16 protein-coding genes are annotated in these 17,300 nt (G+C 70.3%); 7 read left to right on the top strand and 9 right to left on the bottom strand.

Annotated features, from left to right (window positions below):
- Positions 1-88: 88 nt before the first annotated feature.
- Positions 89-1,003 (top strand): SDR family oxidoreductase, encoded by a 915-nt coding sequence (locus BLU79_RS30230; RefSeq protein WP_093909118.1) that lies wholly within the window; start codon positions 89-91, stop codon positions 1,001-1,003.
- Here the strand turns inward: BLU79_RS30230 and BLU79_RS30235 are convergent.
- Positions 994-1,542 carry a hypothetical protein gene (locus BLU79_RS30235; RefSeq protein WP_093909119.1) on the bottom strand — a complete coding sequence of 183 codons (549 nt, stop codon included), beginning with the start codon at positions 1,540-1,542 and terminating at the stop codon, positions 994-996. The genes BLU79_RS30230 and BLU79_RS30235 overlap by 10 nt on opposite strands.
- Positions 1,543-1,592: 50 nt before the next feature.
- Here BLU79_RS30235 and BLU79_RS30240 point away from each other — a divergent pair, with 50 nt between their 5' ends.
- On the top strand, positions 1,593-2,402 hold the full coding sequence (locus BLU79_RS30240; RefSeq protein WP_093909120.1) for an SDR family NAD(P)-dependent oxidoreductase: 810 nt from the start codon (positions 1,593-1,595) through the stop codon (positions 2,400-2,402).
- Positions 2,403-2,595: 193 nt separating this feature from the next.
- Positions 2,596-3,297 carry a L,D-transpeptidase gene (locus tag BLU79_RS30245; protein ID WP_093909121.1) on the top strand — a complete coding sequence of 234 codons (702 nt, stop codon included), beginning with the start codon at positions 2,596-2,598 and terminating at the stop codon, positions 3,295-3,297.
- 43 nt (positions 3,298-3,340) lie between these two features.
- On the opposite strand, the gene BLU79_RS30250 is transcribed toward BLU79_RS30245, so the two are convergent.
- The 4 genes from BLU79_RS30250 to BLU79_RS30265 are packed head-to-tail and all read right to left on the bottom strand — an operon-like array spanning position 3,341 to position 7,829.
- Complete coding sequence (locus BLU79_RS30250; protein ID WP_093909122.1) at positions 3,341-4,543, bottom strand: Gfo/Idh/MocA family protein; 1,203 nt, start codon at positions 4,541-4,543, stop codon at positions 3,341-3,343.
- Between the two features lie 14 nt (positions 4,544-4,557).
- Positions 4,558-5,907 carry an ABC transporter substrate-binding protein gene (locus tag BLU79_RS30255; RefSeq protein WP_177001238.1) on the bottom strand — a complete coding sequence of 450 codons (1,350 nt, stop codon included), beginning with the start codon at positions 5,905-5,907 and terminating at the stop codon, positions 4,558-4,560.
- Between the two features lie 10 nt (positions 5,908-5,917).
- Positions 5,918-6,844, bottom strand: a complete 927-nt coding sequence (locus BLU79_RS30260; RefSeq protein ID WP_093909124.1) for a carbohydrate ABC transporter permease — start codon at positions 6,842-6,844, stop codon at positions 5,918-5,920.
- Positions 6,845-6,863: 19 nt separating this feature from the next.
- Positions 6,864-7,829 carry a carbohydrate ABC transporter permease gene (locus tag BLU79_RS30265; RefSeq protein WP_093909125.1) on the bottom strand — a complete coding sequence of 322 codons (966 nt, stop codon included), beginning with the start codon at positions 7,827-7,829 and terminating at the stop codon, positions 6,864-6,866.
- A gap of 182 nt (positions 7,830-8,011) precedes the next feature.
- On the opposite strand from BLU79_RS30265, the gene BLU79_RS30270 reads away from it, so the two are divergent.
- Positions 8,012-9,172 carry an ROK family transcriptional regulator gene (locus BLU79_RS30270; protein WP_093909126.1) on the top strand — a complete coding sequence of 387 codons (1,161 nt, stop codon included), beginning with the start codon at positions 8,012-8,014 and terminating at the stop codon, positions 9,170-9,172.
- Positions 9,173-9,272: 100 nt separating this feature from the next.
- Positions 9,273-9,458, top strand: coding sequence for a hypothetical protein (locus BLU79_RS30275; protein WP_093909127.1), 186 nt, complete (start codon positions 9,273-9,275; stop codon positions 9,456-9,458).
- 111 nt (positions 9,459-9,569) lie between these two features.
- Here BLU79_RS30275 and BLU79_RS30280 read toward each other — a convergent pair whose 3' ends face one another.
- Both BLU79_RS30280 and BLU79_RS30285 read right to left on the bottom strand, forming a co-directional pair.
- Positions 9,570-10,940 (bottom strand): S1 family peptidase, encoded by a 1,371-nt coding sequence (locus BLU79_RS30280; RefSeq protein ID WP_093909128.1) that lies wholly within the window; start codon positions 10,938-10,940, stop codon positions 9,570-9,572.
- 96 nt (positions 10,941-11,036) lie between these two features.
- Positions 11,037-12,053 carry a hypothetical protein gene (locus BLU79_RS30285; protein ID WP_093909129.1) on the bottom strand — a complete coding sequence of 339 codons (1,017 nt, stop codon included), beginning with the start codon at positions 12,051-12,053 and terminating at the stop codon, positions 11,037-11,039.
- 25 nt (positions 12,054-12,078) lie between these two features.
- Between BLU79_RS30285 and BLU79_RS30290 the strand changes: the two genes are divergently transcribed.
- Positions 12,079-13,251: a MalY/PatB family protein gene (locus BLU79_RS30290; protein WP_093909130.1), complete on the top strand. Its 1,173-nt coding sequence runs from the start codon at positions 12,079-12,081 to the stop codon at positions 13,249-13,251.
- A 149-nt stretch (positions 13,252-13,400) separates the two neighbouring features.
- Positions 13,401-13,787 (top strand): PPOX class F420-dependent oxidoreductase, encoded by a 387-nt coding sequence (locus tag BLU79_RS30295; protein ID WP_093909131.1) that lies wholly within the window; start codon positions 13,401-13,403, stop codon positions 13,785-13,787.
- A 30-nt stretch (positions 13,788-13,817) separates the two neighbouring features.
- Here the strand turns inward: BLU79_RS30295 and BLU79_RS30300 are convergent, their stop codons facing one another.
- Positions 13,818-16,580 carry a S9 family peptidase gene (locus BLU79_RS30300; RefSeq protein WP_093909132.1) on the bottom strand — a complete coding sequence of 921 codons (2,763 nt, stop codon included), beginning with the start codon at positions 16,578-16,580 and terminating at the stop codon, positions 13,818-13,820.
- Between the two features lie 164 nt (positions 16,581-16,744).
- Positions 16,745-17,158 carry a Zn-ribbon domain-containing OB-fold protein gene (locus BLU79_RS30305; RefSeq protein ID WP_093909133.1) on the bottom strand — a complete coding sequence of 138 codons (414 nt, stop codon included), beginning with the start codon at positions 17,156-17,158 and terminating at the stop codon, positions 16,745-16,747.
- Between the last annotated feature and the right edge of the window lie 142 nt (positions 17,159-17,300).

Here is a 17,300-nt window from a genome sequence, read left to right on the forward strand (position 1 = left end):
CACCCGTCCGTAAAAGACGACAGAAGATGTCCGGCTTACCCGGCACCCTCAAGAGCGACAGCGCTCGCAGAGGGTCGGGAGGCCGGACATGTCACAGCCGTTGAAGGACAAGGTCGCACTGGTCGCCGGGGCGACACGGGGAGCCGGACGCGGCATCGCCGTGGAGCTCGGGGCCGCCGGCGCCATCGTCTACGTGACCGGACGCAGCACACGCGGCCGGCGCTCGGAGTACGACCGCCCCGAGACGATCGAGGACACCGCCGACCTGGTCACAGAAGCGGGCGGCACCGGCATCGCCGTACCCACCGACCACCTCGACCCGACGCAGGTCCGCGCCCTCGTGGACCGCATCGCGGACGAGCAGGGCCGCCTCGACGTCCTGGTCAACGACGTCTGGGGCGGCGAGAAGCTCTTCGCCTGGGACAGCCCGGTCTGGGAGCACGACCTCGACAAGGGGCTCAGGTTGCTCCGGCTCGCCGTCGAGACGCACGCGATCACCAGCCACCACGCCCTGCCCCTCCTCCTGCGCCACCCCGGCGGACTGGTCGTCGAGATGACCGACGGCACCGCGGAGTACAACCGCGACCACTACCGGAGCTCCTTCTTCTACGACCTGGCCAAGGCGTCCGTCCTGCGCATGGCCTTCTCCCTCGGCCATGAACTCGGACCACGCGGCGCCACCGCCGTCGCGCTGACCCCGGGCTGGCTGCGCTCGGAGATGATGCTCGACGCCTTCGGAGTGCGGGAGGACAACTGGCGCGACGCCCTCGACCGCGTCCCGCACTTCGCCATCTCCGAGACCCCGCGCTATGTCGGCCGTGCCGTCGCCGCCCTCGCCGCCGACCCCGACGTGGCCCGCTGGAACGGCGAGTCCCTCTCGGGCGGGCAGCTCGCCCAGGTCTACGGCTTCACCGACCTCGACGGCAGCCGCCCCGACGCCTGGCGGTACCTGGTCGAGGTCCAGGACGCGGGGAAGCCGGCGGACACGACCGGTTACCGCTGAGGCGACACCGGGTCCGCTTCGAGGATCGGCCAGCGCGCGGAGTGGCCCGGCGGGAGGCCGAGGTCCTCCCGCACCGCCGTGTAGTAGCCCTCCCGCCCGGCGCGCTGCCGCTCCAGCAGCGCCTGCCAGGCCTCCCGGTCCCGACCGCCGTCGCGGAGGAACCGTTCCATCTCCATCGCCGTCGTGACCCACGCCCGCGCCTTCTCCACCACGGCGACGCTACCCAGCATGATCAGCGCCTCACCTGACGGGTCCCGCTCGTCGTTCGCCTCGGCCAGCAACGGCTGGGCCGCATCGAGGGTGAGGGGATGAGGGTGCGTTCCGATGCGGCGTTCGGCGGCGACCCGGTAAGCGACCGTGACCGCCTTCTTCACCGACCGCGCGTAGTCGCCGTACACGGCGAGCCGCCGCTCCTCCCAACGCGCCGCCTGCTCCCGCCGGAACCTCGCCTGGTCGCCCCGCACGACCACGACATACGAACCGAGCGCGCCGATCACGACGCCTATGAGCGCGGGGAGTTGCTGAATGAACACGGACATGGGCGCACGCTACCTGCCCGGATGATCGTTCCGGCACTACGGTGCGGTCCATGACGGACACAACGACGGACACAACGCGCTTCGCCGGGTACGGAGTTCTGATCACCGGAGCGGCCCGCGGCATCGGCGCCGCCACCGCTCGCCGGTTCGCCCAGGAAGGGGCGCGCGTCCTGGTGACCGACCGGGACGGACCCGAGGCCGAGGCAACCGCGTCGAAGCTGCGGAACCCGGGCCTCACGGTGGAGGCGCTGGCCTGCGACGTCGCCGACCGAGCCTCCGTCGAGGCGGCCGTCGCCCACGCGGTCGAGGCCTTCGGCTCGCTCGACGTCCTCGTCAACAGCGCGGCCTCCTGCACGCCCGACACCCCGCTCTTCGAGGACGGCCCGGACGAGGCCTGGGCCCGCGACCTCGACATCACCCTGACCGGCCCCTACCGCTGCTGCCGCGCAGCCCTCCCCCACCTCGCCGCCACCGGCCGCGGGGCCGTCGTGAACATCGGCTCCGTCAACGGCCTCCAGGACTTCGGCAACCACGGCTACAGCGCCGCCAAGGCCGGCCTCGGCTCCCTCACCCGCACCCTCGCCGGCCACGCGGCCGCCCGCGGAGTCCGCGTCAACCTGGTCGTGCCGGGCACGGTGCGCACCTCCGCCTGGGAGGGACGGGACGCGGACCTCGACGCGGTCCGCGCGCTGTACCCCCTGGGCCGGGTCGGCGAACCCGAGGACATCGCCGCGGCGGTCGCCTTCCTGGCGTCCCGCGACGCGGCCTGGATCACCGGCACCACCCTCACCGTCGACGGCGGTCTCACCGCGGTCAACACCGGGTTCCAGGCAGCGGTCCGGCGCCGGGACGACACCTGAGGCGCTCGGATCACCCGGCCCGCTGAGTGAGCCACGCCACATCCCGTGCGCTCCCGCCTGGCGAGTTCCGCGTCCTTGCGCCTGGCCAAATTTCACCGTTTGGTCACAGCCCGGCCCGGACCACAACCGACACCCCCGCACGCGGGTCTACCAGGCAGAAGTCCACAGGAACACGCAAGGGAGAGGCCCGGCCATGGGGGACATACGCAGACGGCGCGCCATCGCACTCGGCATCACCGGCGGACTCGTCGCACCGCTCACGCTCACGCTCGCCGCCGCTCCGGCGCAGGCGGCCCCGAGCTGCACGACCCAGACCGGCCCGTATCAGAAGCAGGTCGAGAAGTTCCTCGGCCGGCCGGTCGACGGCAAGCAGTCCGCCACCGACTGCAAGGCCATCCAGGCCTTCCAGACCAAGCACGGCATCTCCCCGAACGCCGGCTACGCGGGTCCTGTCACCTGGGGCGTGATGGACCTCATGAACAAGCAGAAGGCCGTCGGCAACAAGCCCAACAAGGACGGCAAGTGCCCCGTCAACAAGGGCCGCATCGCCTGCGTGAACCTCACGCTCCAGCTGAGCTGGATCCAGGACGGTGACAAACTGGTCTACGGCCCCGTACCGGTCCGCACCGGCCGCAACGGCTACGAGACACGCACCGGTCTGAAGAAGATCTACTGGCGCAACATCGACCACGTGTCGAGCATCTACAACGTGCCCATGCCCTACGCCCAGTTCTTCGACGGCGGCCAGGCCTTCCACTCGGTCGGCGTCAGCATGTGGAACCCGCCCGGCTCGCACGGCTGCGTCAACATGACCAAGACCAACGCCAAGAAGTACTGGTCGCTGCTGAAGAACGGCGACGACGTCTATGTGTACGGCCGCAAGCCGGGCACCTGAGTCAGGACAGGCACCCGGCTCGCGAGTCGAGGTCGGGGAAACGTCACGCCTCGGGCGCGTCCCCGAAGTCCGGGATCTCCAGCCTGATCCCGCCCTGTCGCGCCGACTCGTGCGCGACGATGCCCGGCAGGGTGTAGCGGGCCGCCACCCACGCGTTCACGGACGGCAGGGTGCGGGTGTTGACCGCGGTCACGAAGTCGTCGACCAGGAAGTGGTGGCTGCCCTCGTGACCGTTGTGCAGGTTGTCGAACTCCCGCGGCAGCCGCGCCCGGTCGTGCACCGGCGCCGAACCCGAGGTGAAGGCGGCCCGCAGATCCGGCGCGATGTGCTGGAGTGACGGATCGTCAGGGGCCATGGTGGGCTTGGGCTCCAGCAGCTCGCTGATGTCCTTGACGCCCTTCTTGTCCTGCCACAGGGCCACGGTGGCGAGCTGCTCCATGCTCGCCTCGGTGCCGAAGAAACGGAAACGCGACTCCCGTATGTGGGACGGGTATCCGACCCGCCGGAACTCGTTCGTACGGAACGAGCCGCCGCCCGCGACCTCGAACAGCGCGGTCGCGTTGGACACGTCGTTGCCGAACTGGCTGACGTCCTTGTCGAAGACGCCGTCGCCCCGGTCGTCCACCACTCCGATCGCCGACACGCTCACCGCGTGCGTCTGCCAGGCCCCCAGCACGCCGCCCACGGCGTGCGTCGGGTAGAGCAGTGGGGGATAGCTGGCGGTGGCCTTCCAGTTCTCGCCGCCGCTGTACTGGTACGCCTCGTAGAACCCCAGGTCCATGTCGTGGACGTAGTCGCCCTCGGCGTAGAAGATCCGCCCGAAGGCGCCCTGGGCGATCTGGTTGCGGGCGTGCACCGTCGCCGGGTTGTACTGACTGGTCTCGCCCATCATGTACGTCAGGCCGGTCGCCTTGACCGCGTCGATGATCGCCGCGATCTCCTCCGCGGTGATCGCCATGGGCACCGCGGAGTAGACGTGCTTGCCGGCGTTCAGGCCCTGGAGCACCAGCGGGCCGTGCGTCCAGCGCTGGGTGAAGAGGGCGACCGCGTCGACGGCCTTTGACTCCAGCATGGCCTCGTACGAGGGGAAGGTGCCGGTCAGCCCTTCGGCGGCGGCGAGTTGCCCGGCTCGTTCGGGGAGGAGGTCGGTGACGTAGACGTCGGTGACGCCGGGATGGGCCAGGAACAGTTTCGCGAACTGGCCCGAGAACTGCCCGGCGCCGACGATGCCGAGGGAGAACGTCATGGAGTGGATGCCTTTCACTGGCCGAGGATGAGGTTGATCTGGTCGTTGGTGCTGGTCAGGCCGCTCACCGGGGCGTCGTTGGCGAAGACGTCCTGCATCGCGGGGCGCATCAGGGAGTACACGTCCGCCGCGTAGTCGGTGATCGGGAAGGAGAAGGTGGCGGAGTCTTTCTTGTCGGTGACGGGCTCGGTGAAGGCAGACACGTCGATGCCCTTCTTCTGGTACGCCGCCACCGCCGCCTGGGTGCCGTCCGGGGTGGCGGGGAAGACGATGCCGTAGCCGCCGACGGTCTTCTGGCACTCGTCGGAGGCCAGGTACCGCACCCATTTCTTCGCGCCCTCCTTGTTGCGGGCGTTCTTGGTGACGGAGTCGGCGAGGCCGTTCATCATGGTGGCCCGCTTGCCGGTCGGGCCGATCGGCGTGGGTGCGGTGCCGACATCGAGGCCCTTGGTGCCGTAGTACGTGGAGATCATCCAGGCGCCGTCGAAGGCGGTCGCCGCCTTGCCGGAGGCGAGCTGGGCGCTGGCCGGGTTGGCGCCGTCGGTGTAGTCGGTGAAGGGCGCGAGGTAGCCCTTCTTCGCCAGGCCGAAGTACCAGTCGACCACCGACTGGAAGGTCTCGCTGTCGTACTGGTACTCGGTGCCCCAGCGTGCCTTGTCCGTGTAGTGCCAGCCCGCCGAGCCGGTGAACGGGCTCCACGTGGTCTGGCCGTCGCCGTCACCGGCGCCGGCGGTGGCCAGCCCGTAGACCTTGACGTTGTTCCTGTCGAAGCCCTTCTCGTCGCCGCGCGTGCCGTTCTTGTCGACGGTCAGGTGCGCGATGGTCTTCTCGAAGGTGCCGCCGTCCTTCGGGTTCCAGGAGAGGCCGCCGAGTTCGTCGGCGGTGAGCCCGGCCTCCTTGACCAGCTTCTGGTTGTAGAAGAGGGCGACGGTGTCCCAGTCCTTGGGCGCTCCGTAGCGGTGGCCGTCCTGGCCCTTCCAGTTGGCGGCCAGCCCTGCCTGGTAGGCGGAGTCGTCGAGGCCCAGGTCGTCCAGCGGCTCCAGCACGTTCAGGTCGGCGAACTGCCCGAACCTCTGGATGTGGTCGGTGAAGACGTCCGGCTCGGTGCCCGCGATGAAGCTCGCGGTGAGCTTGGTCCAGTAGTCGGCCCAGCCCATCTGGCTGATCTTCACCTTCAAGCCCGGGTTCTCCTTCTCGAAGCCCTTCGCACAGGCCTGGTACGCGGGCAGCTGGTTGGCGTCCCACAGCCAGTACGTCACGGTGTTCTTGCCCGCTGACACGGAGTCGCCCTGAGCGCAGCCGGTCACCAGGGACAGCGCGAGGGCCCCGGCCAGTGCGGCGACCGTACGCATGTGAATTCGCATCCCTGTCCCCTTACTTGATCCCGGTGAAGCTGATGGAACTGACGATGCGGCGTGCGAAGACGGCGAAGAGCGCGAGCATCGGGAGAGCGGCGATGAGTGTGGCCGCCATCAGGCCGGACCAGTCGTAGCCGGACTGCGGGGTCTGTGCCCGGAACATGGCCAGCGCCACGGTGAGCACCCGCGAACTGTCGCTGTACGACACCATCAACGGCCAGAAGTAGTCGTTCCAGGAGGTGATGTACGTCAGCACGCCCAGGGTGATCACGGGAGTCGACGCCATCGGCAGCATCACCCGGAAGAAGACGCGGATCTTCCCGGCGCCGTCCAGCAGGGCCGCCTCCTCGACCTCCCGGGGCACGTTCATGAAGAACTGCCTCAGGAAGAACACCGCGAACGGCGTCATGAACATCGTGGGCAGGGCGATGCCCAACAGGTTGTCGATGAGGCCGAGTTGCTTGATGAGCACGAAGTTCGGCAGCAACGTGAAGATCGTGGGCACCATCAGACCGGCCAGGAACAGCCCGAACACCTTGTCCCGGCCGCGCCACCGCAGCCGGGCGAAGGCGTAGGCGGCCATGGCGGAGAAGAAGATCTGGCAGCCGGTGATCAGGGTCGACACGACGACCGAATTGATCAGGTAGCGCCAGAACTTGAGCCCGCCGCCCGCACCTCCCTGGGCGATCGCCTCCTCGGTGGACTGCAGGCCCAGCGCCCGCTCGAAGCCACCGCTGGTCAGGTCGACGGGCAGCGGGTCGCCGGGGTGGGCCGCCAGCGCGGTGTTGGTGGACAGCGCGGTGCGCAGGATCCAGTAGAACGGCAGCAGGGTGACGAGCACGATCGCGGCCATCACCGCCCAGGCCACGATCCGCCCCAGGGAAGGGCGGCGCCTGACGGGTCGTACGCGGGTCTGTGTCGTCGGAGCGGTCACAGTAGCCATGCCGGGGTCTCCCTTCTTCTCAGCCGAGGTCGGTCTGGCCGGCCCGGGTGATCCGGTACTGGATGACGGTGATGGCGCTGAGCACCACCAGCAGGGCGACGGACATGGCGGACGCGTAGCCGAACTGGAAGCGGCCGAAGGCGGCGCCGTAGATGTAGTACTGCAGGACGTTGGTGGCGTTCGCGGGACCGCCCGCGGTCGTCACGGCGACCGTGTCGAACACCTGGAACGAACCGATCACCGTCATGATCAGAACGACCGCCAGGACAGGCCGCAGCAACGGCATGGTGATCCGCCAGAACATCCGCCACTCGCTCGCGCCGTCCACCTTCGCGGCTTCGTACATGTCGTTCGGGATCGCCTGGAGGCCCGCGAACAGCAGCAACGCGGTGTATCCCACGTGGCGCCACACGTTGATCAGGGCGATCGTCGGGATCGCCCAGGTCTCGTCGGCCAGGAACGGTATGCGGTCGACCCCGACCGCCGCGATGATCTCGTTGCCGATGCCGAGCTGGGTGTCCAGGATCCAGAGCCAGACGATGCCGGCGACGACGTTCGACATCAGATACGGCGTGAGCACGATCCCGCGCAGCACCGCCGACTGTGTCAGCCGCTGCAGCAGCACCGCGATGGCGAGAGCCGCCGTCGTCTGCACCCCGATGTTGATGACCACGTACTCGACGGTGACCGTCAGCGAGTCCCAGAAGATCGGGTCGTTGACCATCCGCACGTAGTTGTCCAGGCCCACCCACTCCGCCGGTGTGAGCAGGTTGAAGCGGGTGAAGCTCAGGTAGACGCCCCGCAGCGTCGGCCAGAGCAGGAAGACGGCGAAGCCCAGCAGTGCCGGGGCGAGGAACACCGCGGCGAGCCGCCCGTCACCCTGGTTCTCGCGGGACCCTGCCCGCCGTGTCCTCGACTTGGTCCCCGCCCCCGCGGCGTCGGCCAGTGGCAGACGCGACGGTGGACTGCTTGAGGCGATGGTCATCGGGAGACTCCCTCGTCTACGGCGGCTCGTCCTCGGCCATTTACTTTTGTCGCGGAAGAATCCAGCCGTCAAGGTGTGCGCGAACATCTTTTCCCGGACGCGATGGCCGCCCTAGACTGGCCTGGTTGCTTTTGCTGAGAAAAAAATCATGAGGGAAAGAATCCTGTGGGAGCCTGACGACCATGACCGCAGTAGCCGCCAGCTGGCTTCCTCTCAGTCCCGGTGAGCGCTCGGTGGCCATCGAGGTGCTCCTGGGCGGCCCCGTGTCGCGCACCGAACTCGCCAGGCGGCTCAACCTGTCCGCGGGCAGCCTCACCCGGCTGACCAAACCGCTGATCGAGTCGGGCCTCCTCGTCGAAGTCCCCGAGGCGGGCGCCCCCGCGGAGGTGCGTCAGGGCCGCCCGTCCCAGCCGCTGGACGTCGTCGCCGAATCCCGCTCCTTCATCGGCTTCAAGATCACCGAGGACATGGTCTACGGCGTAGTGACCACCCTCCGGAGCGAGATCGTCGCCCGCTACGACCGCCCGCTCGCCACCCACGACCCCGCCGAAGTCGTGGACCTGCTGGGGGAGATGACCGAGGAACTCGCCGGCAGCCACCCCCGGCTCGCGGGTATCGGCATCGGCGTGGGCGGTCTCGTCGAGGACCGTGCCGTGGTCGGGGAGTCCCCCTTCCTGAACTGGAGCGACGTCCCGCTCGCCGAGCTGGTCGAGGAGCGTACGGGGCTGCCGGTCGTCGTGGAGAACGACGTGGCCGCCCTCGTCGAGGCCGAGACCTGGTTCGGGGCCGGGCGTGGCCTGGACCGCTTCGTCGTTCTGACCATCGGTGCCGGCATCGGCTACGGCCTGGTCCTGGGCGGCAAGCGGGTGCCGTACGCCGAGGAGGACCGCGGTTTCGGGCGGCACTGGATCGTGCACCCCAACGGCCCGCTCACGCCGGACGGCGCGCGGGGCAGCGCGGTCTCACTGCTGACCATCCCCAACATCCGCTACCAGGTACAGGCCGCCACCGGCCGTGACCGGACGTACGAGGAGATCCTGGAGCTCGCCGCGGCGGGTGAGGCGATGCCCGCCCGGGTCATCGAAGAGGCGGCCCGTGCGCTCGGCACGCTGGTCGCCCAGATCGGCAACTTCGTGCTGCCGCAGAAGATCCTGCTCGCCGGAGAGGGGGTGGGGCTCATGGATGTCGCAGGCAAGACTGTGACGGAGACCATTCGCGCCCAGCGGCATCCGCTCGCGGCACCGATCGACCTGGAGACGAAGGTGTCCGACTTTCACGACTGGGCGCGGGGCGCCGCCGTACTGGCGATCCAGGTGCTGGTGCTGGGGGCTGCGGACGCCTGAACTCGGCGATGTGCGTGGACAGATGCGCGTGATCAGTAACACGGTCCGTTATGTCCGCATTGTGCGAGCTTGCTCACAGCGCCTTCACCTCTCGAGCCGTATGCTTCACAGCATGTCCACCACTGTTGAAATCGCCTCCGATCGATCGGCTGACGAGGTCAACGAGGAGATCCGGGCGCTGTGGCGCCGGTCGGGCGGGACACTGAGCGTCGAGCAGCGCGAGGAGTATCAGCGCCTGGTCCTGGAGTGGGCCGCAGCGGCCCCGCCGTCGGAGAAGGCGGCCTGAGCACTCGCCTCAGCCCAGCCCGAGCACCCTCCTCGACACGCCTCGGCACTCATCGCGGCACCCTCACCGGGCACCCCTGACACCAGGGGTGCCTTTCTCGTGCCGCCGATGTCAGCCCCACGTCGCCGAGTAGTAGCGCCGGTACCTCTTGCGGTCCTGTTCCGCCCGGATGAACCGGGTCGCCACCAGCGCGACCAGGCTGCCCGCGACGACCAGCAGACCGGGACCGACGTTCTTCGGGTCCGCGAGGCGGGACAGCAGGGTCGAGGCGTCCGTCCCGTTCACCGAGGCCGAGGAGCCGGGCGACGCGTCACCGGGCGAGATCGCACTCTGCGTCGCCGAAGCGGACGGCGCCGGTGAGGCACCCTGCCCCGACCCGTTCTGCGCCGCCACAAGCAGCTTGACGTTGAGCGCGGCCAGCGCCTTGGTCACCGGCTGGAAGAACGTCGTCCCGCCCGCGTTGCAGTCGCCGCTGCCGCCCGACGTCACGCCCAGCGCGACCCCCTCGGAGAACATCGGCCCGCCGCTGTCCCCGGGTTCGGCGCACACGTTCGTCTCGATCAGCCCCGTGACCGTCCCCTCGGGGTAGTTGACCGTGGCGTTGAGCGCCGTCACCTCGCCGTCGCGCAACCCGCTCGTGCTGCCGCTGCGGAACACCCGCTGTCCGACGGCGGGATCGGCCGCGCCGGTGATCCGCACCCCCTTGCCGTCACCGATGGACACGACATCGGCCCCGGACCCCGCGTCCCCGCCGGTGTACTCCACCAGGGAGAAGTCACCACCGGGGAAGTTCTGCTGGACCGTCTCCCCGATCTGCTGACTGCCCCGGTTGTCCGCGAACCACACCGAACCGTTCGGCCCGCAGTGCCCGGCCGTGAGGATGAAGTCGCGCTGTCCGTCGGTGACATTGAAGCCGGCCGAGCAGCGCCCGGCGGTCGACAACAGCGGCAGCGCGCCGTTGAGCCGCGCCGTGAAGGTGCCCTCGGTGCGCTCCATGCGGACGAAGCCCCCGATGTCCTCGGCGACCTGAGTCATCCGGGACCAGTCGGTGGCGGAGACGGTGCTGTCGCCCCGTACGACCACCTGGTTGGAGCGGTAGTCCATGACCCACGCCGTGCCGGTCACGCGGGGAGCCGAACGCAACGTCGACGTCGCCGATTTCAGCTCGTCCATGCTGCGGTCGACCATCTTCGCCTCGGCACCGGCCTTGCGTACCTCGGCGGCCGCCTCCTCGTCGGTGACCGCGACGACCGGCTTCCCGTCGGCACCGAGCCAACTGCCCGCCGTACGGGACGTGCCCAGCCGTGAGACGAGATCGCTGCCGGTGCCGGCGGCCGAAGCCGCGTATGTGCGGGGGACGGCGGAGGCGTCCGGTGGTTCGCTCGCCACGGCGCGTGTGACCATCGTTCCTCCGAGGAGGAGTCCGCCGACCGCCGCCAGCCGTGTCACTCGCCGGACGAGACGTCGTCGTGCGTGCCTCATGCAGGGCTCCCGAACCAGTACAGCGCGGCGTCAACGCCGCGGGGCCCTCCCGTAGTTGAGCACCCTCTCTCCATACGTGGCCCGGCCCGCCCGTGTTCACCGCACGGGTGATCGTTCTTGTGCCCGCGTCCGCCCGAGCAGTTCCCAGCTGCGCTCATCGCCCCATATGGACGCCGGATCCACGTACGGGCGCAGCAGCGCGGTGAGCTCCGGATCGCCGTGTCCGTTCAGCTCGTCGGAGGCGATCTTGCGGGCGATCCCCGCGAGGAAGTCGGCGAGTTGCACCCGCGGATCGAGCACCGAGTGCACCAGCCGCAGCCCGCCGAACCCGACACCGGCCCGCCGGGCCGTTTCCTCGATCCAGGCGATGCGTTCGGGCGTCAGCATGTTCTGCCGGTCGTGGACGAGCCGCACCGACCGGCCACCGGCACTCCAGAGCGCGGCCGTATTCACGATGGCGGGCAGCAGGGGATTGAGGACGGGAATGAGGGTCGGTCCGTCGAGCAGCCGCGCCCGATAGGAATCGGCGCTTGGCCGGGACGCCGCGAGTCGGTCCAGTGTTTCGGCCATGTCCGTACGGCAGTCCGCGCGCCGCAGCGCCTGCACCGTGCGGAAGAAGACATCGACGGGCTCTTGGGGCTCACCGTCGTTCCTGACCCGCAGCAACTGATTGGCCGCCGTCAGGAATTCCCGCCAGAGCTCCTCGCCGAAATCCCGTCGGCCCGCCCGGTACAGGCCGAGCGCCTCGGTGCCGTCGCCGAGCAGCAGGTCGACGGCCCGGTCCACGACGAAGTACGCCTTCTCGATCAGGTGCACCTGGGCGTTCCCATGGATGGGCCCCGCGGGCGCGAGCAGCCATTCCAGTACCGCCCGGTGTTTCTCCCGCAGCAGATGGTTCGCCTTGTACTCCGACGCGGGCGAGCGAATCCGGTCCCGGACCTCCTGCACATATGCGGCGGCGGAATCCACGGGCAGCCGCACACTGCCGTGCGCGAACACATCGGTGTTCCCGCCGGTGAGATTCTCACCGTCCGACCCCGACTCGTCGCAGGCCACTTCGAGGAATCCGCGGGCCGTCACCGCCCACGCCCCGTTCTCGCCGTTCCCGGCCACCGCACAGCCCCCTATCTTGTGCCCCATGACCAGGATCCCGCACGAGACCTCCGGAGAACCAAATCCTTTTCGCGCCCTGACCCTCGATCGCCTCCGATGTCGTACGAGCATGAAGTGGCGGACCTACCCCGACGACGTGCTGCCGCTGTGGGTGGCCGAGATGGACGTGCCGCTCGCCGAACCGATCGTCCGCGCGGTCACCGACGCCCTCGCCCTCGGCGACACCGGGTATCCGGCGGGCACCGGCTACGCCGAGGCGCTCGCCGCCTTCGCGGACAAGCGGTGGGGCTGGGACGGGCTCGCCGTGGAGCGGACGGCGATCGTGCCCGACGTGATGCTCGGCGTGGTGGAAATGCTCAAGCTGGTCACCGGGCCGGGCGATCCGGTCGTGGTGAACTCACCCGTGTATCCGCCGTTCTACCAGTTCGTCGAGCACATGGACCGGCAGGTGGTGGAGGCCCCGCTGGGCGCGGACCTGCGCATCGATCTCGACACGCTGGACGAGACGTTCCGGCGGGCGGTCACGGGCACCCGGCGCGCCGCCTTCCTCCTCTGCAGCCCCCACAACCCGACCGGCACCGTGCACACCGCGGAGGAACTGTCCGCCGTGGCCGCCCTCGCCGACCGCCACGGCGTGCGTGTCGTCGCCGACGAGATCCACGCCCCGCTCACCGCCGAGGGCGTCGAGTTCGTGCCGTACCTCAGCGTCCCGGGCGGCGAGGACGGGCTGTCGCTGATGTCGGCGTCGAAGGCCTGGAACCTCGCCGGGCTCAAGGCGGCCCTGGCCATCGCCGGCCCCGCTGCCGCCGCCGACCTGGCCCGCCTCCCCGAGGAGGTCAGCCATGGCCCGAGCCACCTCGGCGTCATCGCCCACACCGCCGCCCTGCGCGACGGCACGGCCTGGCTCGACGCGCTCCTGACCGGCCTCGACGACAACCGACGCCTGCTCGCGAACCTCCTGGCCGAACACCTCCCGACGATCACCTACCGCCCCGGTGAGGCCACCTACCTCGCCTGGCTCGACTGCCACGCCCTCGACGAGGACCCGGCGGACGTCTTCCTGCGCCGCGGCCGGGTCGCCCTGAACTCCGGGCTCCCCTTCGGCACCGGCGGAGCCGGGCACGTACGGCTCAATCTGGCGACGTCGCCCGAGCTGATCGCGGAGGGGGTACGGCGGATGGCGGCGGCGCTCGGCTGACAGGGCGGGGATCGGGGAGGCGCGGGTGGGCGGCGATCGGCACGGCGTGCGTGGGCCCGTGACCGACACGGCCCGGGTGCCGCAGCGGCCGGCGTCGCCGCGGAGGGGCGACGGTCGGAGCGGCCCACCCGCTGCCTACACTTCCGGCCATGGACGACACGTCGCTGGAGCAGCTCGGAGCGGGCAAGTACCTGCTCATCACCAGCTACCGCAAGAACGGCACCGGTGTGCCCACGCCGGTCTGGGTGGTTCGGGACGGGGACGCGCTGGGCGTGTGGACGGTCGCCGACTCCTGGAAGGTCAAGCGCATCCGGGCCCGCGCCGATGTGCTCGTCGGTCCCTGTGACCTGCGCGGCAGGCCCACCGGTGAGTCGGTCCCGGCCACCGCCGAGATCTGCGACGAGGCGACCGTCGCCCGGTACCGCAAGCTCATCGCCCGCAAGTACGGGATCACCGGCCGCCTGACGCTCCTCGGCAGCCGACTGCGCCGTGGTGCGCACGGCACAGTCGGCGTGAGGATCACGCTGACGCCCTGACCGGGTAAGTCGTGGGCGTCAGGTGGCCGGTCAGGCGGCGTCCACGACCGTGCCCGTCAGCACCGGCGCGCCGGGCAGCGGTTCGCCGGAGTCGTCGGCCATCTGGAAGCGCACCGACTCGGCCTGCTCGGCCACTCCGTCCTTCAGTGTCGGCACCAACAGCTCCGTGGTCTTTTCCCCCGCGTCGACGGACGCCCACAGAGAGAGCCCCACCTTGGACAACGGGCGTTCCGGATCGGGGGACTCACCGGAGTTCTCCAGGAGCCAGCGCGGGTCGACGTCCTTCGTCGACAGCTCCTGACCGTCGGTGACCGGCAGCAGGGCGAACGACCCGCCGATCTCCACGTCGGCCACCGCGGACAGGGACACCCGCCACTTCAGCGCCTGCCCCTCGGCCACCCGGTCCGCGACCGGGGTCACGGAGATCGAGGGCATCGGGTCGTCGTTCTCCGCGGTCACCCCGCCCCGGTGGGCGCCCACCACGGAGGTGCGGACCGCCTTCACGAACACGTCGTGCGCCAGCTCGTAGCCGTAGCGGGTGTTGCCCTCGACCTTCACCGGTACGTCGATGTCGTGCGCACCGGGCCGGAGCGTCACCAGCCGGTCGGTGACCTTGCCCGTGACCGGGTCGGCGACGAACAGCCGTACCTGCCCGCTGCCCTGCCCCGAGACCCGCACCGGCACCCGATAGGTCCGGACGCCCGAGTCCCCTTCCTTGACGGTCAGTCGTCCGATGTCGACCCGGGGCAGCAGGGCCTCCCGCACGACCGGCGTGCCCGGCTGCCAGGCCCAGGCGTCCATCAGCCAGGCCCGTCCGGACCTCGTGCGCGGCGTCAGCTCCAAGGACTTGATGTGCTTGAGGTCGAGCGCCGCCGCGTCGTCGGCCCCGAGCGGCACGCGCACCTCACGCGCCCAGTACGAGGATGTCCGGTCCGACCCCGGCAGCCCGTCGACCTTGACCCGGCCGAGGGTCCGGTGCCGTCCGGCGGTGTCGGTGACGGATACGTCGAGCTGCGTGCCGGTGGTGTTGGGCGGCACGATCACGCGCAGCGCGAGCGCCTTGGCGCCCGCGAGGGACACCGGACGCTCGGGTCGGATCCGCGCGGCGGACCCCGCAGCCGACCAGTTCAGCGCGACCGCGCGGCGGCCGGGCTCACGGTCGGTCTCCCACCGCGCGAAGTGCGGTGAGCCCCCGGCCGTCTCCGACGAGAGGCAGGCCTTGGCCGCGGCGGGATCCACCGCCGAGCACAGCCGGGCACCGCTCACGGTGAGCTTGCCGTCCGGCAGGAAGCCGGCGCCGCGCTTCGCGCCCACCGCGTGGGTGAGGACGTGCGCGGGACCGGCCGAGGGGGCGCGTCGGCCCGAACCGTCGAGCAGCGGGCGTACCCGGTCGTCCCCGGCGACGAACAGCCGTGCCGCCGCCGCGATGTAGGTCGCGCCGGCCTTGTGCTGCTGGTCGGCGGTCAGCCGGGTGCGGGTGCCGGGGGAGCAGACCGGGTCGGGCTGCTCCTCGTCGTGCCAGAAGTCGTCGTCGGCGGGCGCCACGGCCTGCCCCGGCGTCCACTCGCTGTTGAAGTAGTTGTGGTTGGCGCCCACCATGTACACGGCACTGTGCAGCGCGCTGCCACGGCTCACCCCGCGGGTGCCGTCGACGTACACCTCGCCCTGCAGGTCGGACACATCGCCGTCACAGCCCGGCAGGATCGTCATCGACGGCACGTCCGGGACCGGGTTCTGGCCGAAGATCGTCGGGCCGATGAGCACGGTGCCGCGAATGCGCCAGCGCACCTGGCCGTGATAGCCGTCCTGGGCCGCCGGCGGCGGGTAAAGGCTGTCCATCGCGGCCCGGTTGACGCCCTCGCCGCCGCGCGAGTGCCCCACGAGCAGCACTCGGGACAGATCGGCCCTGGGCGTCTTGCGTACGGCCGCGGGTGCTGTGGTCGGGTGGGCGGACCAGTCGGCCCAGCGGGCGAGATGCTGCCGTACGAGCGAGGAGCGGGCCTGCGCGCCGCCGTCCTCGGCCTGCCAGTCCTGGCCGTTGATGCCGTTGGCGGAGATCGATACGGTCACGTAGCCCTGGGAGGCGAGGAGGCGCTGGTCGCGCAGATATCCCCGGTGGCTCGGCACCGGCTTGGAGCCGGCGGCGCAGGGCCAGTCGCCGGTGATGTCGCCCTGCGGTGTGTAGCAGGTGAAGTGGCGTCCGTGCAGGAACAGCGCGAGCGGACGGCGGCCGTCCGCGTTCTTCGGCGCCACGACCACGGCCCGCATCTCGACCGGCTCGGCGAATCCCGGCAGCCGTACCGGGGCGAGGTCGTACTCGCCCGTGACGGTCCGGTAGGCGCCCGGCTTGCCGGGATCGACCTGGTTCGCCGGCAGCTGCTTCGGGACGGTCACCGCCGAGCGTGCGCCGGAGGTGGTGTCGGGTGCGTCCAACCGGCGTCCGGCGGCGCGTACTTCAAGGTCCCGCACGGAGTCCAGGCGGACCCCGTCGAGGCCGAGCCGGAACGTGCGCCCGTCCTTCCCGGGGGCGGGACGGCCGAGCAGTCGGTCGCCGGCGTAGAACTCGACCCGGGCGTCCCCCATGGGTACGCGTTCGTCGGACCGCCACACCAGCTTCCGCGCGGTGCCCTCGCCGGTGATGCTCCAGTCGGCCGGCAAGCCGTCACCGTCGTCCGCCGAGTGCGCAGGCGGCCGTACGGCGGACGCCGGTTGAGCCTGAGCCCACCCTGGCGACGCCCCCACCACCGCGAGTAACGCCACCGCAGTGACCCCTATTCGCCGGGCACGGATCACGTGCCCCTCCTTCCGCTCGCCCCGGGACTGCCCCGGTGCCCTCACTCGGAGAGGACGGCGGAAGGTGCTTGTGCGTTGCCTGTGAAGGGAGTTGGCGGAGTGGGGAGTTGGCTCCAGGAGGTCGGCCGGCGGCCGGGGACCTCAGGCGGTCCGGAACGGGCGGCTCAGGTCCAGGCCCGGTACGGCTCGTCGACCAACTGGAACACCGGCTCGCCCCGGACCGGGTCCTTCGCCGTGGACAGCCGGACGCGGTCCCCGCTGTGGATGCCGATGGGCGGGCCCATGACCCGGCCGCGTACGACGAACCCCTCGGCCATCTCGACGAGCGACACATTGCGCGCGGCGGGGGTGTTGCGGTGCACCACGGTGGAGTGGCGGACCGTCCCCACCCCCTCGCTGCGCTCCGTACGCAGGTCACTGCCCTGACAGACCGGGCACAGCAGCCGGTGGTACATGGCGGTGCCGCACCAGGTGCAGCGCTGGAAGAGCACGGCCTCCGTGTCCGGGGCCGCGGGTTCGAGGAGGCCGGCTCCGAAGCCGACGGTCTGACGAGCAACGCTGCCTGAGTGGTGGTACACGCTGGTCAACTCCCTGCGCTCGGCCGGAATCCCACGTGCGCGGGTCATCCGTGCACGCACGTGCCCGGCTCACCGTGCCACCGTGCACAGCCGCAGCGTATGGCACTGAGTGCCAGACGTAAAGGCACTGCGTACCCTGAAT

It is taken from the genome of Streptomyces sp. cf386, from assembly GCF_900103585.1.
In the GTDB taxonomy this organism is placed as follows: domain Bacteria; phylum Actinomycetota; class Actinomycetes; order Streptomycetales; family Streptomycetaceae; genus Streptomyces.

Bases quoted from the DNA above. Each gene is read 5' to 3' on its own strand.
- BLU79_RS30295 (WP_093909131.1), top strand. From the start codon at position 13,401: ATGGACGACACGTCGCTGGAGCAGCTCGGAGCGGGCAAGTACCTGCTC.
- BLU79_RS30280 (WP_093909128.1), bottom strand. From the start codon at position 10,940: ATGAGGCACGCACGACGACGTCTCGTCCGGCGAGTGACACGGCTGGCG.
- BLU79_RS30290 (WP_093909130.1), top strand. From the start codon at position 12,079: ATGACCAGGATCCCGCACGAGACCTCCGGAGAACCAAATCCTTTTCGC.
- BLU79_RS30265 (WP_093909125.1), bottom strand. From the start codon at position 7,829: ATGACCATCGCCTCAAGCAGTCCACCGTCGCGTCTGCCACTGGCCGAC.
- BLU79_RS30230 (WP_093909118.1), top strand. From the start codon at position 89: ATGTCACAGCCGTTGAAGGACAAGGTCGCACTGGTCGCCGGGGCGACA.
- BLU79_RS30260 (WP_093909124.1), bottom strand. From the start codon at position 6,844: ATGGCTACTGTGACCGCTCCGACGACACAGACCCGCGTACGACCCGTC.
- BLU79_RS30245 (WP_093909121.1), top strand. From the start codon at position 2,596: ATGGGGGACATACGCAGACGGCGCGCCATCGCACTCGGCATCACCGGC.
- BLU79_RS30235 (WP_093909119.1), bottom strand. From the start codon at position 1,542: ATGTCCGTGTTCATTCAGCAACTCCCCGCGCTCATAGGCGTCGTGATC.
- BLU79_RS30270 (WP_093909126.1), top strand. From the start codon at position 8,012: ATGACCGCAGTAGCCGCCAGCTGGCTTCCTCTCAGTCCCGGTGAGCGC.
- BLU79_RS30275 (WP_093909127.1), top strand. From the start codon at position 9,273: ATGCTTCACAGCATGTCCACCACTGTTGAAATCGCCTCCGATCGATCG.
- BLU79_RS30240 (WP_093909120.1), top strand. From the start codon at position 1,593: ATGACGGACACAACGACGGACACAACGCGCTTCGCCGGGTACGGAGTT.
- BLU79_RS30255 (WP_177001238.1), bottom strand. From the start codon at position 5,907: ATGCGAATTCACATGCGTACGGTCGCCGCACTGGCCGGGGCCCTCGCG.
- BLU79_RS30250 (WP_093909122.1), bottom strand. From the start codon at position 4,543: ATGACGTTCTCCCTCGGCATCGTCGGCGCCGGGCAGTTCTCGGGCCAG.